The 23,626-nt window shown below is 49.1% G+C and carries 19 protein-coding genes; 5 read left to right on the forward strand and 14 right to left on the reverse strand.

Going from position 1 to position 23,626, the window contains the following annotated elements:
- Nucleotides 1–5 precede the first annotated feature (5 nt).
- Genes Q7R76_04800 through Q7R76_04810 form a run of 3 tightly spaced genes read right to left on the reverse strand, consistent with a single transcriptional unit; the run spans nt 6 to nt 1,871 of the window.
- Nucleotides 6–1,010 carry a hypothetical protein gene (locus Q7R76_04800; GenBank protein MDO8642870.1) on the reverse strand — a complete coding sequence of 335 codons (1,005 nt, stop codon included), beginning with the start codon at nt 1,008–1,010 and terminating at the stop codon, nt 6–8.
- A gap of 60 nt (nt 1,011–1,070) precedes the next feature.
- The gene (locus tag Q7R76_04805; GenBank protein MDO8642871.1) at nt 1,071–1,583 is read right to left on the reverse strand and encodes a DUF2391 family protein; all 513 of its coding nucleotides are present in this window, start codon (nt 1,581–1,583) and stop codon (nt 1,071–1,073) included.
- Nucleotides 1,584–1,871 (reverse strand): hypothetical protein, encoded by a 288-nt coding sequence (locus Q7R76_04810; GenBank protein MDO8642872.1) that lies wholly within the window; start codon nt 1,869–1,871, stop codon nt 1,584–1,586.
- A gap of 128 nt (nt 1,872–1,999) precedes the next feature.
- Here Q7R76_04810 and lonB point away from each other — a divergent pair, with 128 nt between their 5' ends.
- Nucleotides 2,000–3,958 (forward strand): ATP-dependent protease LonB, encoded by a 1,959-nt coding sequence (gene lonB, locus Q7R76_04815; protein MDO8642873.1) that lies wholly within the window; start codon nt 2,000–2,002, stop codon nt 3,956–3,958.
- Between the two features lie 11 nt (nt 3,959–3,969).
- On the opposite strand, the gene Q7R76_04820 is transcribed toward lonB, so the two are convergent.
- Nucleotides 3,970–5,991 (reverse strand): bifunctional (p)ppGpp synthetase/guanosine-3',5'-bis(diphosphate) 3'-pyrophosphohydrolase, encoded by a 2,022-nt coding sequence (locus Q7R76_04820; protein MDO8642874.1) that lies wholly within the window; start codon nt 5,989–5,991, stop codon nt 3,970–3,972.
- Nucleotides 5,992–6,131: 140 nt separating this feature from the next.
- On the opposite strand from Q7R76_04820, the gene Q7R76_04825 reads away from it, so the two are divergent.
- Nucleotides 6,132–7,166 (forward strand): bifunctional N(6)-L-threonylcarbamoyladenine synthase/serine/threonine protein kinase, encoded by a 1,035-nt coding sequence (locus Q7R76_04825; GenBank protein ID MDO8642875.1) that lies wholly within the window; start codon nt 6,132–6,134, stop codon nt 7,164–7,166.
- On the opposite strand, the gene Q7R76_04830 is transcribed toward Q7R76_04825, so the two are convergent.
- The 4 genes from Q7R76_04830 to Q7R76_04845 are packed head-to-tail and all read right to left on the reverse strand — an operon-like array spanning nt 7,148 to nt 10,122.
- Complete coding sequence (locus Q7R76_04830; GenBank protein MDO8642876.1) at nt 7,148–7,951, reverse strand: TatD family hydrolase; 804 nt, start codon at nt 7,949–7,951, stop codon at nt 7,148–7,150. The genes Q7R76_04825 and Q7R76_04830 overlap by 19 nt on opposite strands.
- Before the next feature lie 45 nt (nt 7,952–7,996).
- Entirely contained in the window at nt 7,997–8,545 is a 549-nt protein-coding gene (locus Q7R76_04835; protein ID MDO8642877.1) for a hypothetical protein, read from the reverse strand.
- Nucleotide 8,546: 1 nt separating this feature from the next.
- Nucleotides 8,547–9,152, reverse strand: a complete 606-nt coding sequence (locus Q7R76_04840) for a hypothetical protein (protein ID MDO8642878.1) — start codon at nt 9,150–9,152, stop codon at nt 8,547–8,549.
- 22 nt (nt 9,153–9,174) lie between these two features.
- The gene (locus tag Q7R76_04845) at nt 9,175–10,122 is read right to left on the reverse strand and encodes a deoxyhypusine synthase family protein (protein ID MDO8642879.1); all 948 of its coding nucleotides are present in this window, start codon (nt 10,120–10,122) and stop codon (nt 9,175–9,177) included.
- A gap of 102 nt (nt 10,123–10,224) precedes the next feature.
- Between Q7R76_04845 and Q7R76_04850 the strand changes: the two genes are divergently transcribed.
- Nucleotides 10,225–10,695 (forward strand): hypothetical protein, encoded by a 471-nt coding sequence (locus Q7R76_04850; protein ID MDO8642880.1) that lies wholly within the window; start codon nt 10,225–10,227, stop codon nt 10,693–10,695.
- Between the two features lie 83 nt (nt 10,696–10,778).
- On the opposite strand, the gene Q7R76_04855 is transcribed toward Q7R76_04850, so the two are convergent.
- From Q7R76_04855 to Q7R76_04880, 6 genes are all read right to left on the reverse strand, one after another.
- Nucleotides 10,779–12,323, reverse strand: a complete 1,545-nt coding sequence (locus tag Q7R76_04855; GenBank protein MDO8642881.1) for a glycosyltransferase — start codon at nt 12,321–12,323, stop codon at nt 10,779–10,781.
- A gap of 3 nt (nt 12,324–12,326) precedes the next feature.
- Complete coding sequence (locus Q7R76_04860; GenBank protein MDO8642882.1) at nt 12,327–13,931, reverse strand: glycosyltransferase; 1,605 nt, start codon at nt 13,929–13,931, stop codon at nt 12,327–12,329.
- Between the two features lie 66 nt (nt 13,932–13,997).
- Nucleotides 13,998–15,428 carry a J domain-containing protein gene (locus Q7R76_04865; GenBank protein MDO8642883.1) on the reverse strand — a complete coding sequence of 477 codons (1,431 nt, stop codon included), beginning with the start codon at nt 15,426–15,428 and terminating at the stop codon, nt 13,998–14,000.
- A 19-nt stretch (nt 15,429–15,447) separates the two neighbouring features.
- On the reverse strand, nt 15,448–16,452 hold the full coding sequence (locus Q7R76_04870; protein ID MDO8642884.1) for a hypothetical protein: 1,005 nt from the start codon (nt 16,450–16,452) through the stop codon (nt 15,448–15,450).
- Nucleotides 16,453–16,454: 2 nt separating this feature from the next.
- Nucleotides 16,455–16,949 (reverse strand): hypothetical protein, encoded by a 495-nt coding sequence (locus Q7R76_04875; GenBank protein MDO8642885.1) that lies wholly within the window; start codon nt 16,947–16,949, stop codon nt 16,455–16,457.
- Between the two features lie 106 nt (nt 16,950–17,055).
- Nucleotides 17,056–19,776, reverse strand: coding sequence for a protein phosphatase 2C domain-containing protein (locus Q7R76_04880; protein ID MDO8642886.1), 2,721 nt, complete (start codon nt 19,774–19,776; stop codon nt 17,056–17,058).
- A 209-nt stretch (nt 19,777–19,985) separates the two neighbouring features.
- On the opposite strand from Q7R76_04880, the gene Q7R76_04885 reads away from it, so the two are divergent.
- Nucleotides 19,986–22,853 carry a CDC48 family AAA ATPase gene (locus Q7R76_04885; GenBank protein ID MDO8642887.1) on the forward strand — a complete coding sequence of 956 codons (2,868 nt, stop codon included), beginning with the start codon at nt 19,986–19,988 and terminating at the stop codon, nt 22,851–22,853.
- A 7-nt stretch (nt 22,854–22,860) separates the two neighbouring features.
- Nucleotides 22,861–23,604, forward strand: a complete 744-nt coding sequence (locus tag Q7R76_04890) for a hypothetical protein (protein MDO8642888.1) — start codon at nt 22,861–22,863, stop codon at nt 23,602–23,604.
- Nucleotides 23,605–23,626 lie beyond the last annotated feature (22 nt).

Raw genomic sequence — 23,626 nt, forward strand, 5'->3', positions numbered from 1 at the left:
AAAGATTAAAGTCTCATCAACTGGCGAATGAGAGCGTCTTTGCTTCGATGGTACTGTTCTGTTTCGCTGTGCTCAAGCACCATCGGAACAGGCACGATGCCATTCCGAAAGCTCACGCGCTGGCCAATACATACATTGGTTTGGTTATAGCTCGTCAAGACGGAAAGCGATGGCTGGTACGGTGAATCGTGCGCAGCTGCTTCAATGACGCGCATCATGCAGGAAGCAATTTCAGGTGATGTTGAGCCCAGCAGGTGCATCCACCGGCCTGCTTCGCCAATGAGCTGGCGGCGAAGCGACGCGCGCAAAAAAGTCGGGTCTTTTTTTTGGTGCTGTTCACATTCTGTAAATGAGTATCCGGCAATCGTGGCGTTGGAAAATACCGGCACGGCATATTCATTGTGCGTGCCGATAACCCATGCATCGACATCAGTTAGTTCAAGCAGTGGTTGTCCCTTCTGAAATTCAGTCAAAAGAATTCGTCTGAAACGCTCTCGGTCGCCTTCATTGAAACCCGCAACCAACGACGCATCAAGCCCGCTTTCGCGCAGAAAAAAATAGGTAAGGATATCAATAGGATTGGTGCAGACCAGTACACGCCCTGCATAGCGGCGCGCACGCTCGTTGAATGCCGCGGCGCAATCGTATATCGCCGGAAGATTGGCTGCAAGAAAATCATCTCGTGAGGCTCCTGCTGCAACACGCTCACGCCAGTGCACGCCATCAACGGGACTCGACGCATCCAGTGAAATGAAAGTAACTAATGGTTCTGCTTCAACCAGTTCATCTAAGGTGCACAGCGTGACGATTGGTTTGAGTGGAAAGATTCGCTGGCTGACCATGACGGTGAGATACTCCTGCAATGCAGCGGCATTGCGCTGGGTACGATTAACGAGATACAATCGCTCAAGGAGTTCACTGAACCTGCAAAGCTCTGCTGCAACTTGCCAGCCGACTGAAAGCAGGTCACGGCCGGTGCCGATGATTCCAACTGAATACGGTCCATCCATTCCGGCTGCAGAAGGTGCGTACTTTAAATTTTTTTAGGGTGATGAATAGGCAATATGCAGTTAATATTTCTTTAACAAATGTGGTATCGCAGCGCCAACGGCGCATGGCATGGAAAGGAGAATCACCACATTAAACACGCCTTGCTGGCTCGAGAAAAATTGGTCAATGCCAAAAATGTGCACCAGTGCAACGGAAACAATAATCGCAATGCCATACAGCGTCACGAATCGCTTGAACCAGAACTGGGAAAAGCCCCGATGACGTCGCTCGGCAAGGCTCACTCTGCTGTACCCAATCCAATAAATTTCACTGGTGAGAATGATCATGGTTGCTATGCCAATAAACAGGGCGTGACGCTGGGTCAAATGCTCTGCGGTCTGCACCAACCCGCCACTGAGAATAAAAGTAAAGCCGATGAGCAGCGCGCCGAAAAAGGTGTTGATGATATCACGCTTCGAAAAGTGAGAAGGATATTTTTCAATCAGCTTGTCACGAAGCAGTTCGATGTTCTGCTCAATTTGCTCAATTCCTTGCTGCTCTTTTTTCACATACTGCCTGATGGTGGTAGCCATCTAATATCGCTCCAGGCCAACAATCTTGAACGGCTCCTCTTTTTCTTTTGCAGGATTTGTTTCCTGCGCTGTTATTTCGTCATGAGCAGATGCAGGTGAATCTAAGGTGGTGTCGAACATGCTGAAGATGCTGTTTCCGTCAGCGGCTGTGGGTGCATCGGGCGCGGACATGCCGGTGCTGCCCATACTGGCACTGGTGCTATTCCGGTCAAGAAGCGTTGAAAGAAGGGCTATAACTTTGCGGATGTCGGTTTCAGAATCGTGCGTCGTATCAATGGTGATTTTCACGCGGTGCCTCTTTTTGATTTCTGTTTATTTTCTGCAGTTTTCCCGTGTTTTGAACGTATTTAAACCTTTCTATTTTTCGCTTCTTTCTTTAAAAAGATTTATATACCTCTTGGAAACTTCCCGACGATATGAAGCGCCAGAAAAAGACCGAAGCACGAGCCGAAGCAACGGCTGCAGCAATGGTGGCAACAGGAGAAACACGTCCGCCATTGATATTCAAAACCACGAAAGATCTAGTGGTGCCCGGCCGCATGGTGGACCAGGTTATCGGCCAAGACGAGGCAGTCAATATTATCAAAAAAGCAGGACTCCAACGCCGCCATGTACTCCTTATCGGTGAGCCGGGTACAGGCAAATCAATGCTGGGCATGGCGCTTGCAGAACTGCTTCCCAAAGAAAAACTGGCTGACATTCTTGCCTATCCAAATCCGAATGATGAAAACCAGCCGCTCATCCGCACGGCTGCCGCAGGCACGGGCAGAACGCTCGTGGCGCAGGCACGCCTTGAAAGCAATGGTGTGTTCAAAAACCAGAACATGATTTTTCTGATTATTGCTATTGCGATTTCACTCGTGCCGTATTATTTGTACAGCAGGAAAATATTTCCGTTTGACAGCCCAGTCATTTATGCAGCATCAATGATTACCGGCGTCGTTTTTGTGCTGGGAATTATTCTCTTTATCAATCTCGGCAAGCGCGTGATGCCGAAAATCAATGTGCCAAAAATTGTGGTTGATAATTTTGGAAAAAAAGAAGCACCCTTTTTGGATGCAACCGGCGGACATGCCGGAGCACTGCTCGGTGACTGCCTGCACGACCCGTTCCAGACCGGCGGACTGGGCACGCCGGCGCATGAGCGCATAGTAGCAGGCATGATTCACAAGGGGCATATGGGCGTGCTGTTTATCGACGAAATCGCTACGCTCCAGCCCCACACGCAGCAGGAACTGCTCACGGCAATGCAGGAAGGCAAGTACGCAATCACTGGCCAGAGCGAACGCAGCGCCGGCGCCATGGTCAGGACTGAAGCAGTGCCCTGCAATTTTATTCTCGTTGCCGCGGGCAATCTTGAAACACTCAAACACATGCACCCTGCGTTGCGCTCGCGCATTCGCGGGTATGGGTACGAAGTGTACATGAAAGAAACAATGAAGGACACGCCTGAAAACCGGGCACTCATCGCACGCCTCGTTGCACAGGAAGTGGTAAAGGACAAACGCATCCCGCATTTTACGCAGCAAGCAGTTGAAGTGATGGTGCAGGAAGCACGCAAAATGGCAAACCGCAAAGGCCACATCACGCTTCGGCTCCGTGAGCTCGGTGGACTGGTACGCGCTGCAGGAGACCTCGCTCTTGAAAGAAAACATCCAGCAGTCTCAGGGCAGGACGTGCTCGACGCGAAAAAATATGCGCGCACGCTGGAAAAACAGCTCGCGGACCAGCTGATTGAGCGCAGAAAAGAATATGAAGTTATCATCATTGAAGGCAAGCGAGTAGGACGAGTGAACGGGCTTGCTGTTATGGGCGGCGAAACAGGAATTTACTCAGGCATTATTCTCCCCATTGAAAGCCAGGTCACGCCGGGCGGCAAGGAACGCCAAGTGGTCGCCACCGGAAAACTCGGTGAAATTGCCAAAGAGGCAATCAAAAATGTTACTGCTATCATTAAAAAATATTTCGGCGAAGACATCAAGGAAAAACATGACATTTACGTCCAGTTTCTGCAGACCTATGAAGGGGTTGAGGGAGACAGCGCGAGCATTGCGGTTGCAACGTCAATTATTTCCGCGCTGAAAAATATCCCGGTGCGCCAAGACACGGCAATGACCGGAAGCCTTTCAGTGCGGGGCGATGTGCTGCCTGTGGGCGGGGTGAGCGCAAAAGTGGAAGCGGCCATTGACTCAGGCCTGACGCAGGTTATTGTGCCACGATGCAATGTGCAGGACATTGTCGTGACTGAAGAAAAACTGAAGCTCATCAAAATTATTCCGGTTGATACCATCTCGCAAGTCCTGAAAGAAGCTCTGGATTGGAAGGGCAAGGAATCAGTGCTGAAGAAGATTATCGCGATGAATGGAAATAAGTAAACGCACTGAACTCATCGCCGTGCCCCTACTTCTTTTCCTTCAGGTGTATATTTCTTGACATCGATAACGCTCTCAACATTGCGGATGAGCGTGGTGAGCTGGTCAATGCCCACTGCTGGAGGAACATCCAGTTTGAACGTGATAACAACATTGTCTTTTTTGCTGCGTGTGTTCACCGCAAGCACATTAATGCCCTGGCGCGCAATGAGATTCAGAACCTGTGCCAGCAAGCCAACACGGTCATGGACCACGACTTTCAGTTTCTGAATGTTTTCAGTGTCGTCTTCTTTCCATGCTGCAACAAGCGCCTGGCTCTGGTTCAGCGTTGCGCTGTTCGGGCAGGCCTTTGCGTGAATCGTTATCTTTTTTTCTTTGGTCAAAAACGCGAGAATCGGCGTCTTGAATAGTGGTGCGCAACATTTTGAAAATTTAATCTGCGCCGGCTTCGGCTTCATGCCACTGATGATTATTTTTTCTTTGAGCCGCACGCTAATGGGCGAGGCATCATCGTCTGCGCCCGAGACATCGGTCTTGATGTTAAGGATTGTTTTTATCTTACTGCGCGCCTTGCTACTTTTCACAAACGAAAGCCATGCCCGCGCTGGATGCGCATTGCGCTGGAGGGTGATATTAACGACATCGCCGCTTTTCAGCAGCGTGTCAAGCGCCACATTGAAGCCATTGACCTCGGCCCTGGTGCAGTGATTGCCAACGTTGGTATGGACGGCGTAGGCAAAATCAACCGGCGTTGATGCCTCCGGAAGAGAAATCGGGTCGCCTTTCGGCGTAAAGACGACAATTTCATTTTCAAACAAGTCAATGCGCAGGGTTTCGACAAACTCTTGCGCAGTTTTTGATTCCTGCTTCCATTCGAGCAGCTGCTTCAGCCAGCTCAGCTTCCGGTCAAACCGCTTGTCGCGTTCGCTGCCTTTGTACCGCCAGTGCGCAGCAATGCCCTCCTCGGCGAGGTTGTGCATTTCTTTTGTTCGTATCTGAATTTCAATAATTTTTCCGTGCGGGCTCACCACCGAGGTGTGCAGTGACTGGTAGCCGTTTGCCTTGGGCACTGAAAGATAATCTTTGAACCTGCCGGGAATCGGCTTCCAAAGCTCATGCACTATGCCAAGCGCTGCGTAACATTCAGGAACCGTGCTCACGACGATACGAATGGCGATAAGGTCGTAAATTTCTGAGAAATCTTTTTGTTTTTTCTTCATCTTTTGGTAGATGCTGTAAAAATATTTTGCCCGGCCAACAACATCCGCGGCAATCTGCGCTGCTTCTAATTTTTTGTGGATATGGGAAATAAGTTCCTTGGTATTTTTTTCGCGCTCTGCTCTTTTTTCTGAAATGCGCGCGCGTATTTTGTGGTACGATTCAGGCTCAACAACTTTGAACGCGAGGTCTTCAAGTTCGCCTTTCATCGAGCGCATGCCAAGCTTGTGCGCAATCGGCGCATAGATGTTCATTGTTTCTTGGGCAATGCGCTGTATTTTTTCGGGCCGGAATCCGCTCGTGCCGAGCGTGCGCATGTTATGGAGCCGATCAGCCAACTTGATGAGAATAACGCGCACATCCTTTGCCGTGGCGAGGAGGATTTTCCGGATGTTTTCAGCAGTGTATTGCTCTTTTGACTCAAAGCGTATCTGAATTTTGGTCACGCCATCAACCAGCGAGGATATTTCCTCACCGAATTCCTTTTTCAGCTGCTCGATGGTGACGCCGCAGTCTTCGACACAGTCGTGCAGCAGGGCGGCGCATAAGCTTGCTGAATCCGCCTTGAACGCCATGAGAATCGATGCTGTTTCAAGCGGGTGGATAAAATAGAATTCTCCTGAACTTCGCGTCTGGCCATGGTGCGCGTTGTGCGCAAAAATAAATGCTTTTTTCAGCTTGGAAAGGTCGGCATGGTGGTTATACTCCAAGACCTTTTTGAGAAATGTCTCGCAGCTTTCATGCGTGTGCGTGCCTTGGTCAAACGCGCGGATTTCTTCAAGCAGGTGTTCGGGGATAGAGGGAGTAGAGTGTGCCATGGCGGTGCCATTTTTTCCATTGCGCTTTAAAAGCGTTGTTAGGGAGGTTATCACGTCAGCCATAAGCATCAACTGGTTGAGCCAGTGGTCGGTGGATGGTAGAGTAAGATTTATAATCTTTTTGGTGTCTCGCCATGTTTATGGCACCTAAAAAGCAACTTTGCCTCGGCATTGAAACAACCGCGCATACCTTCGGCGCCAGCGTTGTAGAGAGCACGGGAAAGATTCTATCGAATGAGAAAGATGCCTTTCAGACCGCCCGCGGAGGAATGATTCCATTTCAGGTAGCCCAGCACCATGTCGAAATCTGCGACGCAGTCATTACAAAGGCGCTGGCCGCTGCAGGCGCGGAAATAACTGATATCGACGTCATTGCGATCTCTTCATCGCCAGGCATCGGCCCCATGCTTCGCATCGGGTGTACCGCTGCACGTTCACTTGCTGGATTGTATAAAAAGCCGCTTGTGCCCGTCAACCACTGCATTGCCCACCTTGAGATTGGCCGGCTTGTGAGCAAGGCAAAAGACCCGGTGCTGCTGTACGCCTCCGGCGCGAATACCCAGGTCATCGCATTTGAAGGGGGGAAATATCGCGTGTTTGGCGAAACGCTTGACATCGGCGTTGGAAATTTTCTGGATACGTTTGCACGGCACGCTAAACTCGGCTTTCCCGGCGGGCCAAAAATCGAGAAGCTTGCCGCTGCCTGCAAAAACAAGGAAAAACTTGTCGAGTTGCCGTACTGCGTCAAGGGCATGGACGTGACCTTCGGCGGCATGCTGACAAACATACAACAAAAATATGACCGCAGAGAGTATGCACTTGAAGATATTTCGTATGCAGTGCAGGAAACCGCCTTTGCCATGCTCGTCGAAATCAGTGAACGCGCGCTGGCGCATACTGGAAAAACAGAACTCGTGCTCGGCGGCGGCGTTGCCTGTAACAAACGGCTGCAGGAAATGTGCCGCATCATGTGTGAAGAACGAGGCGCGCAATGCTACTGTCCTGAAAACCAATTTCTGGTTGATAACGCTGCAATGATTGCGTGGACGGGACTACTCGAATACAACGCAGGAATAAAAATCGAGTGGCAGCACGCTGCACAACTGAAGAAGGATCCCTATTTGCGAACGGATGAGGCGGATATACCGTGGCGGCTTCAGCCAAACACTCTCTGATAATTCATAAAAATTGCGTTGGCTGTTTCCGTCACGTCAAACCCTTTTATCTCTGCAATCTTTTTGATGCTCAGAGCAATATTTGCCGGCTCATTTCGCTCGCCTTTCACCGGCCCCAAATAGGGCGCATCGGTTTCAGTGAATAGCTGGTTGATGTTGATTCGTTTGGTGAGTTCCTGAAACTGGGATGAAAACACCACATTTGTTGGTATCGAAAAATTGAACCCTGCGTCAGCAGCTTTCATCGCCAGCTTGATTGCGCCGCCGAAACAATGCATCACTATGTTGACGGGCTTGATTGATGAGGACTGAAGCATGTCGATGCACTCTTTCTCTGCACTTCTCGAATGAATGATAATTGGCTTTTTTAATTTTTCAGCAGCAGCAATCATCTGCTCAAACAATGGTTTTTGCTGGTCAAGAAATCCCTTAATCGTAAAATTATCAAGCCCTACTTCGCCGATGGCGACAATCTTGTTTTTTTCCTTTTTTCCTTCGCGCAGTATCCATGCAACTTCCGCATCGACGTCAAACCGCGGGAGCGCCAGAGGAAAGCGCGCGTTTTTTGTATGGTCCCAGAGAATGTTGACAGGATAAATGCCAACCGCGGCATACACGCTTGAATATTTTTGTGCCAATGAAATGCACGCCCGGTTTGTTTCCGTGTCGAGGCCGTTGGTAATACTGCGCTTCACACCGGCTTTTTCAGCCCGGGCAACTACCGCAGCGCAGTCTTTTTCAAACTGCGCGTCAAAAAGATGCGTGTGCACGTCAACGAGGTTCATGGATTTTCAGAAGCAGGCGCGCTATTTAAAGATTTGGATACCGATTTAGAGTAACGCCTTGAGCAGTATCTCGGCAAACTTAGTGAAGAAAATATAATTGAAGATAACGCCGCCAACTGCAGAGGTAAAAGAGGAAAGCGGATTGTATCCAAACACGAACACGTACATAAAAAACAAAATCACATACAGCACAGCGGACAATCCGATGCCGACCCATACAATGTTTGCTGACGAAAAAAAAAGCGCAATGACGAGCAGGAAACCATACACGACCATCTTGCCAAACATGGTTGCGCAGATTCTGCCGGTGGTAATATGCGAAATAAGAATCATCAGCACCATGCTGATGACGCCCACCCACACGCTGAATGTGAAAGTTAGAATGAGCGAGAAAAAAGTGATCAGCTCAAAGCCAATCGGCACATTCACTATCCGTTTATAGATAGTGGAAAGCCCGCCGAGAATAATCAGCCCAAGCACAATCAGCGGTTTTCTGAAGAGCACCACAAAGAGCAAAGCGAGGAGGACGAGAATATAAGTGAGCATGTGTTTCTTAAACTCGTGCACAATTTTTTGGGTATTTTTTGTGTCCATATTATCCACCCAAGAGCCGCACCAGCGGCTCGCCGAAACGTGCGAACAGGAAATAATTCACCGCCAAATTGATGAGGATAGTAACCGGCCCCCAGAAAAAGCTGAACTGTGACAAGAAACCCCAGACAAAGAAAAAAACAAGGTTCATAATCACCGCAAGAATCATGCCAATGACGACAATGTTATAGCCCGACAAGAAGTAGGCCAGCAGACAGAGAAGCGGGTAGACCGCAAACTTTGCCAGCGTGTACACTGGCTCGCGCACGGACAGAAAATCACCGAGCGCAATCATGGCAATGGTTGCGATGCTCGCGACCAGCGGGCCGTAGGCATACGTCAATACGATGGCAAAAAAAGTGTACAGCTCAATGCCAAGAGACACGATGGTGAACCGTTTGTGGAGCGCGACGAGCGCCGCAAGGAGCACCATCATGAGGATGGTAAAAATGGTGACGAATGTTTTCCTGAATACAATGACGAGAATTAGAAACAAAAACAGGAAGAGATAGGACTTCAAGCGCGTGCGCTGGACGAGATTTTTCAGCGCAGTATTCAATGCTTTCAGCTTTTGAATCCGTGCCTGCGCTACGTTGAAAGGAATCTTCATAATCGTTAAAAAAACCTATTCCCTATTTAATGTTTGCGATGCGCTCTTTCACCGCGCCATAAATTAAGGGCAGCGCAATCGTCGCGTCACAGATGACATCAACAAAGTCTGCTTTGACATTCATCTTGCCCCATGAGATTCCTTCTTTTAGGGGAGCGCCGCTGCTGCCGCCGGGCTCGGGATGGTCGGTGGTTATTTGCACGCCGTACGTCGCTGCGTTGGGCGCGAGCTGCATTGCCTGTTGGATATAATTTTTCGGCACGCCGCCGCCAATGTAGATGACGCCTGCTTTTTTCGTGTCCCACGCAATGTCCATGATTGATTTCAAGTCCTCAAATGCTTTTACCTGGGCTTTTTTTCCTTTTGCCAACTGGCCCCATATCATCAGCCCGATGCCGGAGTCGGCCAATGCAGGACAGAAAATCGGAATGTTTTTTTCTGCGCACATTTTGAGGATTGAATCTTCTGGTGTGCATGTCAGAAGGCCGCCAACAGTTTTGAGGAGCTCAGGTATTGTTTCGATTGTCGAAAGCGTTTCAAAATGTTTTTCAAAAAAATCCTCGAGCCCCTCGTAGATGGTGTTGGGCATGAAGCTGTCAAACATGCGGTAGATATGCTGTTCGTTTAATTCTTTGTCATCTGCTATTTCAGTGCCGTGGTTGTGGTGATACCCCAATGCTTCAGCCATGTCATGCGTCAGTGTTGCGCCGGTGGTGACGAATACCTTGATTCTACCGGACGCGAGCATATCGATGATGACTTTTTTCATGCCGCCCGGCACCATGGCGCCGGCGACGCCGAGGAAAATGGTACATTCATTGTCGCGGAACATTTTTTCCATGATGTCTGCTGCTTTCGCAACTCTGCCGGCACCCATGACGGCGTTGCCCATTTCTTTGACAAGCTGGTTCACGCTCATGTTGGGAGCAAGGGCGATGTGCTTGATTGGACGGATGTTGGTCGAATTCATGACGGTTGGGGAAGCCAGTTTATTTATATATGTTTGGGGAAGGTATTTAAAGGAAAATCAAACAACAAAATTTATAAAACCGTGCCCATCCCCGCTCGTACTATGGCAATTATCGGATTTAACTTTACCAAGATGCACGTTGAGCGCAAGGCACCTATTGCCGGCAAGATTTCAGTCAAGAATAACGTTTCTATCAAAGACGTTGAAAAAAACGACTTCAACTTTGGCAAGGTAAAGCAAACCGGCCTGAAGTTTACATTCGAATTTACGGTTGACTACGAGCCAAAAATTGCAGACATCCTTCTTGAAGGCGAAGTGATTGACTTACAGGACGAGAAGCGCGCTGACGCTATTGTCAAAGAATGGAAGAAAAGCAAAAAGCTCGAGCCTGCAATCATGACCTCCATTTTGAACACCGTGTTGAGCAAGGCAAACGTGCAGGCACTTATTATGAGCAGAGACATGAACCTTCCGCCGCCCATTCCGCTGCCGAAAGTAAATGTACGGGGAAGCGGGAACACAAACGACACGGACGCGATGGAGTCTAATGAGACGGTTGAAGTGAAGAAGTGAGCAACAGAGTACCTGTACTAATTAGAAAAGATTAGAAGAATAAAAAAATTCTATCGGCGAATTCCGACAAAGAGATTCAACCATTATCTCACACTCCCTATTCCTGCACCGATTGTTTTCGACAACGCTCGCGCTGGTTCATAACTTGGATCAATGCGAAGTACCGTAGCAACAGCGTGGCGTGCTCCTGCATAATTTCGTTGTCGTGCAAGCAGTTGCGCCATTTCATAATGCGCGCGGATATGTTGCGGATCTGCGACCACGACTTGGTTAAATGCAGTTATTGCTCCGGTAACATCTCCCTTGACTGCCCGCTGGCAGCCAAACATGTAGGTACCGACGAGACGCTGCTCGCGAACGGTATCTTTGGGCAGGCGCTGAAATGCGGCAAGCGCTTCAGTATTTCTGCCATAGCGCATAAGGCGAACCGCTGCTTCATATCCGTTTCCTTTTGTAAGCCGTTCATAGAGCTCTGCAGTTTTACCTGCAACGGTTTTGATACTATATTCTGTTGCTGCGGTTGTTTGTGCGCGACGGCACATAGTGCCTGCTTCTCGCCCGTCGAGTTTTCCCATAACTTGCACAACTGTATCGGTTAATGAGCGTGTGGTTGGCTGCATGCCCCATGCCAGTCCCGGGTCAACAAACAATTCTTTAGGTGCACTATTTGCAGTGATAGCAACAGGAATGCCACGAATCATAGCGTCTGCTGCTGACAGACTGAAACTTTCATAATCGCTGGGCACGAGCACGAGGTCTGCTCGGCGGTACCATTCACCCAATTTCACCGGATCCATTATTCGCCCTGCAAAATAAACATCGCCTGCAACTGCTCCCAATCGAGTGGCCATATAGTTTTTGATGTTCGGATTTCCATCACCTACAATGACAAGCCGCGCGCGCTTGCGCAGTGCGGTGCGTGCATGCTGATGAATTGCTGGGAACGCTTCAGCAATGCGCTCAAGCCCCTTGCGTTCGGCAATGCGCCCGACATACAAAAGCACAAGGTCATCAGGGGAAATAGGTGGCGCACCGGGTGCGGTTGTTCGCCGTAAGGTATCCCGTGTTCCGTGTTCTAAGGGAAGTTCAACACCATTGGGAATAAGGATTGTTTTTTCGCGCAAATCCTTACGCCCATTAATGACTGATTCCCTGCCAAAAACTGAAAAACACACGAGCGCGTCTGAAGCATCATACACGCGAAAGCGGGTGTCATGGGGATTATGTTGCTGCTTTGGGTCCATAAGCACAAAATGAGTAGTAGTCACTTTTGGCACGCCGGCAAACCGGCGCTCAATCGCATCCATGCCGCCGTACGGCTCGCCGAAATAAATGCCGTGAAAGTGAACCACGTCATACGCGCCCGGCGGAACGCTTTGAAGAAAAGAGTCAATTGATGGAAACGTCCGTTTCGGCATTGTTTCAGGGCGCTGCGTTGATGGCGCATACAAATGGACGCTGCGGTTGACCAGCGTGCCGTTTTGTTTGTACGGAAAAAAAGTTGCAACAGCTGCTTCAACCCTCCCCTGCTGATTGAGTTCTTTAAATAAGAGTTCGGTAACTGCTCCAACGCCGCCGTGCATGCGTGTTGCAAAAGGGCTCATGAAGAGAATTTTTGGTTTCGCCATGGTTCATCCAGTGGTACGGTTTCGCCGATACACATACACGTCCTTGTCCATAAATCCAAGTTCTGTTCCGCTGCGGGCGAGCTCTTTCCAAAACTGCCAGTCCTGGCCGCGCGGCCATAGCCTGCTGAAATAGCCAGCTGCATCAATCGCTTTTTTGGTCATCAGTGTTGTTCCGCCATGGATGATGGGCGCTCCTTCGAGCTCCATCGGCGAACAAGGATTGACCTGTCCTGTTCTGAATCGTTGAAGATTATATGTATGATAACGCGCTGCGCCTGATTCAGGAAATGGCCTTCCGTGCTCATCAGTTGTCCTGCTCTGTGCATGGACAATACCGACGGTTGGATGCGCTTGAAGATAATCGATTTGTGATGTGGTCTTATCTGGAAGAATTGCGTCGCTGCCGCCGGTGACTGAAAAGTAACGAGCACCGCGGGCTTTTCCAATCTTTAGTCCGCGCGCAAATGCGCCGCCTGCGCCACGATTTTCTTCGCTCACAACGACGACACTACCATCACTGATCTCGCGTGCATACCTTTTGCGGATGCTGTCTGCGGTTGCTCCGGTGGTGCTTCCATCGTCAATAACAATGGCGCCCACGCGGTGGTGCCCCTCTTGGTTTAAAATACTCGTGAGGCACTGGTCAACATGATATGGATTTTCATTATAGAGTGCAACAATGTAGGCAACATCAATTGGTGGTGCAGCGCACGCCTGCGCTGTTTCTGCTTCGGTGATGCGATGAAATGCACGGCGTTGGAACGGATTATGTGGTGTGCTGTTTTTTCGTGCTGCATCAAAAAGTTTCAGCACGCCTTCGACACCTTCATTGCACAGGCCGCGGTAATAGGCAATTTCAGGATTTGCCGGATCTTTTTTTGCCGCTTGGTACAGGTACCATCGCGCTGCCTTGGTGTGCTGTGCTCCGATGTCGCCGTCACGCAGGCCGAAAACAGCGTGTGCTTTTGCACGCAACAGAGCACGAGAGGGATTAGTTTCGCCAGCAGGTATTTGGTTCAATCGATCAGTTGCATCACGCTCAATTTTTTCTATCAATTGTGTGATCTCCGGTGTGGGTCTTTTTTGTTGGACGTTGAGCAAGGTGGCAAGCGCTTCTCGTTCACGTCCCTCCCGCGCCAATGCTTTTCCTAATCCTTGGTAGGCAACAGGATTGTGGGGGTTGACAAATTCAATAACTTCACGAAAACAGTGTTCTGCGGCATCATACCTCTGTAGGGTAAAAAGAAGGTCGCCGAGTTCAATCCACGCTGAATCGTTCATATAATCATTTCTTAACACGAATGTATAACCACCGGGAAAGGGGTTATTGTTCCGAGGGGTTGCGGCGCGCAAGGAAGGAGTGTCAAAAAGCATTGCGGGATTGCTGGTTCCCACGGCCTTGACAACATGGCCGCGATCGCGGTCGGCACGGGCTGCGCTGTGGAACTTGGCATTCGCGTTATATAGAGTGGCAACAGACTGTTCAAAAGCAGACGTGGGTTGTAGTCGTAATTGTCCCCGTACAAGTAACTCTTCAAATTGGCGGTGTGCTGTTTCAGGATCGCCGGTTCTGCTGACTGCTCTTGCGCGTATGATTGCAGGGTTCATGGGAAGGAATGAAGAAGAAGTACTATATAAACCTTTCTATTTTTTAACCACTACTAAGTGGTTATTTTAATCGGCTTTTGGAGGGGCCAAAAATACGCTCATTTTGGCTTCTACCTGACCATCGAGCCGTTTTGCCCGGTATTTCAGCCCGGCACCGTACTTACGGTTGCCTTCAGTGCTGCTCTCTGCGCTGATAACTTCCCCCAACAAATACATTCCCGCTGCGCTGTCAATGCCGCCACGCCCACTTCCCCGAAAGATAGTGAGTTGCTTTTTTGCTTCAGGATAATCTCCTTCCATGAACGCAGCAAGGCCTCGCATAAAAAAAGGATAATATTCAATGGGCACCGGCGTTGCAAGAGCCTGCAGTTTCTCTTCGATGGTCGCGTCTTTTTTTCGCGCGTAGTATTTTAATCCGGCAGCCCATTTTGCTGCGCCCGCGTTCAGTGGTTTTCCATCAGGTCCCTGATTCTGCGCATCAACAACCATGCCGAATAAGTACACACCAACGGCGTCGTCTGCTGATTCACTTTTTAGAAACGGTGCAAGGTGCTGTCGAGCATCTCCATATGCTCCAGAACCATAGGCGCGCGCGCCTCGAATGAATGCACCGCGATAGGCAGGCGACGGCACTGCCCCTGCACGAAGTAACTCGTACACTAAAAGATGTGCAAGAAGATGGGGTGTTTCACCAACATCGGGCCGCACTGCTTCTTTCAATCCTTGGCGCAGAGCGGATGTTTCTTCACCAAGCCGGCGTATCTGATTCGTTGCTGCTTCAACTGCCTGTGTGTATTCCGCTTGAATACGGGCTTCTGCTGCACGCGCTGTTTTCAACGCTGGCTCTAAACCCTCTGCCCGTGTTCTATATATTTCTGCATCTGCTAGATTTTTATCAGCTTGTCGGCGTGCAGTAGCGCGCTCTGCGCGCGCAATGTCGCCATCACGAACTGCGGCATTATACAGCGTGCGGTTTTTATCTCGCTCGCGTTCCGCTACTTCAACGCGTGCTTCGAGTTCGCGAACTTTCGCCGGATCACCGCCCTTACTCGCAAGAAGTTCTTGAATGCGCCGTTCTGAAATGCCTGCACCAGTTGCAGCAGCCCGAACAAGATCGAGTAATTTTCTTTCTAAATCTCCTTTTTCTGTTTCTGCAACAGCCAACCGATCCTTCAAAATCTGTGCTCCTGCAAGAATACGCGCAACCTGTTCTTCAGGAATGCCGCCGCCGTTGCCGTAGCTGTTCACCCAGCTCTCGAGCTGGGCTGCATCCGCAGCTTCAATCTCCTGATACGCGCCATTCAAAACCTTGAAAACGCCGTCGGCAGGCAAGCCGTAATCAACAAAATCTTTTCCACCCTGATCCGGGTGGAGCAGCCGCGCGGCATTGCGATAATATTTTTTTGCTGCATCAACTAATGTGCCGTTGACTAACAAAACCTCAAGCTGTCCCTTGCTGAAGGGAAATTTGCTGAGTGGATTTTCTTTGGTAGCCATGATATGCGTTCACCCTCTTTTATCTTTTCGGCGTGATTTTCGGCGCACCGAGATATCCGGCGACGGTGCTGGCTGCTGCGGGATCACGTGTTTTGAGATCCGCAACAAACGTCGCGTACGACGCAGGGCCGCGGGTTTGTTCGATCATGCCGGCGATGAGTGGAGGAATCATCTCAACCAGTTCGCCTAATGCAACATACCGTTCAGTTTCGCTTCCTGGTGTGATGCAGGATTTTTTTGCAATCTGGAAAACAGGGTTGTTTCCTTGTATGCCCTTACAATCAACGACATAAAACAAGCTGCTTACCGCTTTGAACGCTGCAAGTGATGTTCGCCAATTGACATTCATCGGGCACCCGTAATCCTCTCCCATAAATACGTCTGCGTAATATCGGTCCTTGACATCAGTAAATACCCCTCTAGATTTTAGATCTGCCAACTGGCCATGCGCCGCAGTTTCCATAAAAGTAACTGCAACAACTTTTCGCCTTTTTCCTTCGGGAACGTGCGCAGCACTAACCAGTTTTGCTGCTTCATTCCAGCCACATTCATAATTCTCCACCGTATCAAAATTGCTTGGCGCCGGCCGAATTCCAGCAAGATATTGTTGGACAGCGGCCCTATCTTTATTAAGCGGGAAAATATCGACACCAAGAACAGGTTCACGAAATGAAGACTGGCCATAATGGTCCGTAAGTGCCAGAATTGCGAATCGTGTTGTTGCACCGGGTTTCCATAATTCGCCTGAAAAATCGTTAATCGTTTTTTCAACTTGCCCTATAGTTGGGTACATACTACCAGTTCTATCCACCACGGCAACAACATCAACAACGCTGCCTTCGGCTTCCAGTTTTGCTGCGCCTTTGACGTCGCCGGCTGCGAGGAGCCGTGCAGAATCAGTAATCACTGAATCAACAAATGCTTCTGCAGCTTGTTCTACTGTTTGTCCTTTCGGCAGGGATTTTGCGTCCTTTCCTGCGCCTAATCCTAATAGTTCATCTAACAAATTTTTAGAGTCTGCCATAGTTATTCACCTTGTGTTGTTATTGGTTTCATTTTCGTTTCGATTTCTGCGTCAAGCGTTCGTGCTTTGCCAATGAGATGTCTGCTGAATTTTTGCGCCCCGACGTCTTCAGGATATAATCGTCCGACAACCACTCCCAAAAGATAGGTCCCGTGCGGGCAGTCTACTGTTTTCCTAAACGACTCAAGCATGCTGCGTGCTATAGCGAGGTCGCCGAATCGGAATGCAGCAACGCCGCCTTCATACGTCTCCAGATACGCTGCAGGAATATGTTGTTTGGCAAGTTCCCGTGTAACATCTTCTACAGATCGGGCCACAGGCGCATCTTTTTCAAGCTTGAAGATCGTTCCATCGGCAATACTATAATCGTTCAGATGTAAAAACTCCTTAACTGCAGTATAATCAACGCCGAGGCCATATGTTTTGTTGGCCATAGTCTCCAAAGCATTGTACGTTCTTCTTCTTATTGCTTCATCTTCCTCCCAAAATTGGTCCATCCGTCTCTCCCTTAATCGGTCTTGAATGGTAGCCTCTGGTTGGCCTGGAACATTTCGCTTTCTGCCCCCGGTTATTACTCTAGCAACCAGTCGGGTAAATATATTTTCACTCATGCGCCAACACCTCATGCATATGCGTTTCAATTTCTGTGTCAAGCGTTCGTGCTTTGCCAATGAGATGTCTGCTGAATTTTTGCGCTCCAGAATTATCTGGGTATAATCGTTCGACAACTGTGCCGAGCAAATACAGCCCGGGAGCCACATCGGTTCCTCTGAAGGTTTCGAGTGCAGTCCGAGCTTCGGATAAGTTTCCTTCAGCGAAGGCACGTAACCCAGTTTGATAAGGAGTATGATATTGTTCTGGCACGCCGGATAATAATGCAGCAAGAGGTTGCACCACTGTTTTTTCTGCTTCTGCTTCCAACATTCCAACTTCTTCCCTGCGTTGTGCGTAGGCGCCGAGGAATCCGGCAACTGCATCCATGACAGCAGCGTACGGGTTCAATCCTGCAAAGCGATATAATGCTGCTTTATCCTGAACTGCTTCGGGTGTGATTTCGCCGGTAAGGCTGGTAACAACTTGGTTGAGGAAGGTTCCTAATTCTCTTTGTTGAGCACCGCTCGTGGCAGTGAGCTGTTTAATTTGACTTGTTTGTTCACCGAGCTGGCCACGAAGTGTTTCCGTTTCTCCACGCGCAGCATCACGTTCTGTTTCAGCTGCAGCGAAACGGCTGCGATAGGTTCGTAATGCAGCAGCCATGGGCACGTGAACATCGGACAAGAAACCGTTAAACCATTGCGTTGCTTCACGCTCTTGTTGATATGCCTGTACGATGCCAGTAAGATACCTACACATTTCTTGGTCTTCTTCGCTGTTGCCAGCGAATTTTCTTTTGATAGTTGTGTACACTTCATTTGGATCTGCCATGGAAACAAGACTTGACAGAACACCAGTGACCGCGGTAAGCCTATCAGCGAGTGTATAGTTTGTTCTGTTGAGTTTACGTATTTCTTCTTGATGAACTGTTTGCGCTGCTTTCAAATCTGCAATTTCTCCCAGTTTTCCAGCAATGCGCGACGCTGCTGCGCCTGCCTGCCGTCCTGTTTCTGCCTTTGCCTCTCCAAGCAAAGCGTCCAGAGTCTGATACAACGTCGGATCAACGCCCAAGCGCACAAACAATGCGCGCATATACGCTGCATCATCCTCTGCAGCACGCCGTGCATATTCGGTTCGGGAGAATCGGTTGGTTAATTCGCCGCCATACATTCCATGCAACCGCTGGTTGCCTCGCCAAGATAATTTGTGCCTGATGTCAGCAGGTGTTGCCGGCCGTGCGCGGACATAGACGACAGAAACATCATCTTTTCCAACAAACTGTTCATTGAATTCAGCAAGCCAATCTTGTTCGAATTCTTTAGTGTTTTTGTCGGAAGGAATTGAAGCAGGATTGTGGTGCTGCGCCCAAGAAACAACTTCTTCGTATCCAATCGCGGATAATGGCTTCTTGACATGACGTTCGATGGCCGATGAATTCAGCATATTATTTCCGATGATGAGCTCTCTGATTTTAAGTTTTCTGAACGTCGTCCATGCGCCGAAGCCGACGCCGGGTGAGTTTTCTGAAAAAGAAGTGCTTGCTGAATCTGCGATAAGGTCAGCAACGTTTTGGGGCGAGACGGTATAGTCCAGTTCCACACGGCGTTCGCCGCGCTTGTAATCCCATTGAACCGTGCCGAGTGCAGCGGTGAGGTCGGCAGGCGACAAAAATGCAGCGCCGTCAGACAGGAGCATGATGTCCCCGGCAAGCGGCTGAACCGCACAGGAGACAGTGAAATCTTTTTCAGCCATGCCCAGCGCCCGTGACACGCGGTTGTTGAGCGGATGCATAACCTGCTCAAGATACGTCGAAAATCCGTTATGTATGCGCCGTACTTCATTGGCACTGACTCCCTTGTAGTAGGCGTTGGACCTTTCCAGTGATAAGAGAAGATTAGCATAGTCATATTCTTTCATCTGTTTTATTTCCTCAATCAATGAATCGTCGGTACTTAGTTGGCGAGGAATCAAGCCAAGCCTGCCACGGGAGCCGTTGGTTGGCTCAACAATATGGTTTGCATCAGAAAAGGTGACTTGATAGATTCTGCTGTCGCCAACATTCATGGTAAACAAACGGCTGCCGGCAATGACCGCGAGGCTCAACGTGGAGTTCATGCCGTTTCGTTCTGGATAGCCTTCATCATTTCCGAGTTCATGGATGCGTTTGTTTGCGGCGCGCACTTCGTGCTCAATGAGCTGCTGCAGTGTTGCTATTCCTTTGTCAGTTTCAAAAAAGTTTGGTGAATAATTTTCCATCTGTGCAGCAATGTGTTCTGCAGCGCGCACTGCTTCGGCACTTGCGTACTGTCCGCCGTTGTGTCCGGTGCCGCCGAGCCCGTCGGCAACTGTGTACACCCCCATAGACGGATTGATATAGATTCTATCTTCGTTGTGCAGTTTCCCCGGCCCATCCGATAGGTAGGCGATGCGTGTTGCAGCGCCGACAAGATGGTCGAGATCTTGGCCAACCGTGCCAATAAATGCTGATGCCGGCAGAACAGGAATTGAGTGGGGTGTTGTGTTTTCACCGGCTTCGAATTGAGCCACGGAAATGAGGCGTGTTGCTTCATTGGGTGAAGCGTACGATGGTGAAGAAGGAGAATCGCCCATGCCGGCGCTCATGTGAGTTATATAACTGTTTCCCAAACGTTCGGCTGCACGGCGAAGCGCGGCGCCTACGCGGGAGACCAAGGTAGGCTGTGCAGTTTGTTGTTTTTTTGGAGTATTCATACAGCATCACACAAGCATTAAGTATAGCCGTCAAAACCCCTTCCCCTATTTAAACCTTTCCATATTTAAACCACTACCCAGTAATAAATCCAAAAGGATAAACTTTAAATAAAACCTCCTGTTTACTTAAAGTCAACGAATGGTTTGATAGGGGTTTGATGGGTGGAGACCATATAGTTATTTATACCCCGCCATACCGGAGCAATCTAATGCCAAAAATCCTCAACCTCAAAGTCGCTGAAGCAATACAAGACGATGTCAACAAAGGCATTGTCCGTATAGATTCACAGCTCATGAACGAAATCGGTGTGAAATCCGGCGACATTGTTGAAATCAGCGGCGAACGCCCGACCGTGGGCATTGCTGACCGCGCTTATCCCGGCGACATTGGACTCAACATCGTGCGCATGGACGGCATTCTGCGCAGAAATGCAAAAACAAGCATTAGCGAAATTGTCAAAGTCAAAAAAATAGAGATTGCTGAGGCAAAAAGAATTGTGATTGCGCCGGCGCGAAAGGGAATCAGAATAACCGCGCCACCCAATACCTTCCGACAAAGCCTACTCGGCAGGGCGGTGGTTAAGGGAGACATCATATCACTCGGAGGAGCGCGGCGAAGATACCATCCGCTGTCCGGCCATTCATTGGTTGACGAAATGGTGAACAGTTTGGAGGAAAGCATGTTCGGCTTTCCGTTCGGCGACCTGAAGTTTGTCATCGTTGAAACCAACCCGAAAAAACCAATCATCATCACCGACCTCACTGAAGTTGTCTTGAGCCCGCAAGCAGTGCAAATCAAGGAAGACGAAGCATTCCCTGAAATTGCCTATGAGGACATCGGCGGCTTGAGTGAAGAAATCAAAAAAATTCGGGAAATGGTCGAGCTTCCTCTCAAGCATCCGGAAATTTTTGAGCGGCTGGGCATTGAGCCACCGAAAGGTATCTTGCTTTACGGCCCGCCTGGCACGGGAAAAACCCTGCTCGCAAAAGCAGTAGCGAATGAAACCAGCGCGCACTTTGTCCTTATCAATGGCCCGGAAGTGATGAGCAAATTCTACGGTCAATCTGAAGAAAATTTGAGAAAAAAGTTTGAAGAGGCGGAAAAAAATGCGCCGTCAATCATTTTTATCGACGAGATTGACGCGGTTGCCATCAAGCGTGAAGAGTCGCGCGGTGAAGTGGAACGAAGAGTCGTTGCCCAACTCTTGGCATTGATGGACGGCTTGAAATCGCGCGGAAAGGTCATTGTTATTGCGGCGACCAACCTTCCTGACCAAATTGATGGCGCGCTGCGGCGTCCGGGCAGGTTCGACCGTGAGATTGAAATCGGCGTGCCGGACAAAGAAGGCAGGCTCAACATTTTGAAAATTCACACGCGCAACATGCCCATTTTAGGGTCGTTATATACGGATTCATTACTCACGAGCATTAAAGACAAAATCAAACAAAAAGAAGGCGAAGTAAAAGAAAAGATAAAAAGAGATACCGAGCAGATTGATGCCCTTAAAAAAAATAATAAGCTCGTGGATATTTTGATTCTGGCTAAAAAAGAAGAACTAAACACCATCAAATCAAAAATAGAAGAATTAGAGGAACAAAAAAAGAAAGCAGACCCAACCGTAATATACAAAGTAGTAGAAGCTCTACGAGTATTGACGAAGGAGTATGCAACAGCCAGTGCTGAAATAAAAAAGAGAGAAGACCAAATAGCAGAAGAAACAAACAAAAATAAAGCGCTGCTTGAAGAAATACATCTCACGGAAACAAATATTGCGCGGCTAAAGAAACTGTGGAATGACGAGAAAGCGGTGCTTAAAGCAGTAGAAAAGATAAAAAATGTAGAAGATGCTCGGCGAGAATATCTCCCAACCGATCCGCGGCTTATGGTTATTGAGAATACCTGCACTGATGATGAACACTACCAAGTGTTAGAGGCATGTAAGCTGTATGGCATAAGTGTCGATGATGCACGGCGAGAAGGGGCTAAAGAAGATTTGCGGGAAATAGCAGGTGTTACCCACGGATTTGTCGGCGCTGACGTTGCCGCATTGGCCAAAGAAACAGCAATGATTGTGCTTAGGAAAGTACTTCCTGACCTGAAATTGAGTGAGGAAGAAGAAATCTCTAAAGAGGTTCTTGAAAAACTGAAAATTACAAAAGAAGATTTTATGGAAGCACTCAAAGTAGTGCATCCCTCTGCCATGCGCGAGGTACTTGTCGAAGTGCCTAACATAACGTGGGATGACATCGGCGGCCACGAAGACGTCAAGCAGGAATTAAAAGAAGCAGTTGAATGGCCGCTAAAACACGCAGAAGCATTCCAGCGGCTCGGCATCCGACCGCCGCGGGGAATTCTGCTGTACGGCCCGCCAGGCGCCGGAAAAACACTGCTCGCAAAAGCAGTTGCGAATGAAAGCGAAGCGAATTTTATCCTCGTCAAAGGGCCTGAACTGCTATCGCAGTGGGTTGGCGAGAGCGAAAAAGCGGTGCGCAATGTGTTCAAGCGGGCACGCCAGACCAGCCCGACTATCATTTTTTTCGACGAAATTGACGCTCTCGCGCCTATGCGCGGCGCGAACAGTGACAGCCACGTCACTGAACGCGTCGTCAATCAGCTTCTCACAGAAATGGACGGGCTTGAGGAATTGAAGGATGTTATCGTGGTTGCCGCCACCAACCGGCCGGATATCCTTGACACCGCCCTGCTCCGCCCGGGGCGATTTGACCGCATCATCCTCACGAAAATTCCTGATGAAGATATGCGCAAGAAAATTTTTTCAGTGCACACCAAAAAAATGCCGCTGGGCAAAGATGTGGTGATTGATGTCCTTGCAAAAAAAACAGAGAATTACGTCGGCGCTGATATCGAAGCGGTGTGCCGCGAAGCCGCAATCCTTTCGCTCCGAAAAGACATGAACGCCGCAGAAGTTCCCATGGCATCATTTGAAGAAGCGCTCAAAAAAGTCAAGCCCTCGGTCACGCCAGATATTGAAAAAGCCTACGAAGAGCTCCAAGACAAATTCAAGGCAGCGCGCGGAAAACAAATGATTGCTGAACGGCCGAGCTATTTTGGGTAGATTTGCCATGAAAGAAAAAACAATGGCTCGGATTCTTCTCTTAGGAGTTGATCATGCTGACAGTCTCGGAGCTTCACGATTGGAGGCAGCTTTACGTGCTGAAAAACCAAGTGGTATAACGCTTGAGACAAATGAAAAATACCGTCGAGCATCAGAGAACGGAAGCATCGAACGGTTGCATCGTGCACGCATTACTTTTTGGCGGCGACACGGCCTTCTTCCTGAAATAGAAACAATGATGTTGGAAGATGTACACGCCTATGATTTTGAGATTCGGGGCGCATTTGCTTACAGCAAAGAAAAGGGCATTCCAGTATATTGTATCGAAGACAATACGGCATATGATAAGCTTATCAAAGAATTGCAAAAATATCCTCAGGATTCTCAAGACATTCGTAAGAGGGTCAGCGAAAGAAACCAGTATGACCGCTCTCGAAACCAAATGCGTGCTGAAACATTTTATGATGATGCGCAACGTTTTTTCTCAAACGCTGATGCCAAGTCACGTGATGATGAGCATCACGTTGCTGACATTATGTGTGGCAATTCCGCAATCAATATACCCCGTCGGGATAGAGTCATGGCTCCGGGGCTTTTGCGGATCGCTGAACGCCATCCCGACGCAGAAATCGTACACATTGGCGGCTTAGCGCATTTGTTGGATGATGCAAAAAACAGAACACTGTATTCACGCATAAAAAACCATGCTTCTGTCAGAAGAGCAACGATAAGGGATTATGAAACGGCATGACTGTCGCACAAACTTAATAAAC

The sequence above is a fragment of the Candidatus Woesearchaeota archaeon genome, from assembly GCA_030651375.1.
Lineage (GTDB): Archaea > Nanobdellota > Nanobdellia > Woesearchaeales > UBA12501 > JAUSFM01.

What these genes read in the sequence shown, in the direction of transcription:
- Q7R76_04845 (MDO8642879.1), bottom strand. Translation starts at nt 10,122, where the DNA reads ATGAATTCGACCAACATCCGTCCAATCAAGCACATCGCCCTTGCTCCC.
- Q7R76_04850 (MDO8642880.1), top strand. Translation starts at nt 10,225, where the DNA reads ATGGCAATTATCGGATTTAACTTTACCAAGATGCACGTTGAGCGCAAG.
- Q7R76_04890 (MDO8642888.1), top strand. Translation starts at nt 22,861, where the DNA reads ATGAAAGAAAAAACAATGGCTCGGATTCTTCTCTTAGGAGTTGATCAT.
- Q7R76_04805 (MDO8642871.1), bottom strand. Translation starts at nt 1,583, where the DNA reads ATGGCTACCACCATCAGGCAGTATGTGAAAAAAGAGCAGCAAGGAATT.
- Q7R76_04840 (MDO8642878.1), bottom strand. Translation starts at nt 9,152, where the DNA reads ATGAAGATTCCTTTCAACGTAGCGCAGGCACGGATTCAAAAGCTGAAA.
- Q7R76_04875 (MDO8642885.1), bottom strand. Translation starts at nt 16,949, where the DNA reads ATGGACCAATTTTGGGAGGAAGATGAAGCAATAAGAAGAAGAACGTAC.
- Q7R76_04835 (MDO8642877.1), bottom strand. Translation starts at nt 8,545, where the DNA reads ATGGACACAAAAAATACCCAAAAAATTGTGCACGAGTTTAAGAAACAC.
- lonB (MDO8642873.1), top strand. Translation starts at nt 2,000, where the DNA reads ATGAAGCGCCAGAAAAAGACCGAAGCACGAGCCGAAGCAACGGCTGCA.
- Q7R76_04880 (MDO8642886.1), bottom strand. Translation starts at nt 19,776, where the DNA reads ATGAATACTCCAAAAAAACAACAAACTGCACAGCCTACCTTGGTCTCC.
- Q7R76_04820 (MDO8642874.1), bottom strand. Translation starts at nt 5,991, where the DNA reads ATGGCACACTCTACTCCCTCTATCCCCGAACACCTGCTTGAAGAAATC.
- Q7R76_04860 (MDO8642882.1), bottom strand. Translation starts at nt 13,931, where the DNA reads ATGAACCCTGCAATCATACGCGCAAGAGCAGTCAGCAGAACCGGCGAT.
- Q7R76_04830 (MDO8642876.1), bottom strand. Translation starts at nt 7,951, where the DNA reads ATGAACCTCGTTGACGTGCACACGCATCTTTTTGACGCGCAGTTTGAA.
- Q7R76_04870 (MDO8642884.1), bottom strand. Translation starts at nt 16,452, where the DNA reads ATGGCAGACTCTAAAAATTTGTTAGATGAACTATTAGGATTAGGCGCA.
- Q7R76_04825 (MDO8642875.1), top strand. Translation starts at nt 6,132, where the DNA reads ATGGCACCTAAAAAGCAACTTTGCCTCGGCATTGAAACAACCGCGCAT.
- Q7R76_04865 (MDO8642883.1), bottom strand. Translation starts at nt 15,428, where the DNA reads ATGGCTACCAAAGAAAATCCACTCAGCAAATTTCCCTTCAGCAAGGGA.
- Q7R76_04800 (MDO8642870.1), bottom strand. Translation starts at nt 1,010, where the DNA reads ATGGATGGACCGTATTCAGTTGGAATCATCGGCACCGGCCGTGACCTG.
- Q7R76_04885 (MDO8642887.1), top strand. Translation starts at nt 19,986, where the DNA reads ATGCCAAAAATCCTCAACCTCAAAGTCGCTGAAGCAATACAAGACGAT.
- Q7R76_04855 (MDO8642881.1), bottom strand. Translation starts at nt 12,323, where the DNA reads ATGGCGAAACCAAAAATTCTCTTCATGAGCCCTTTTGCAACACGCATG.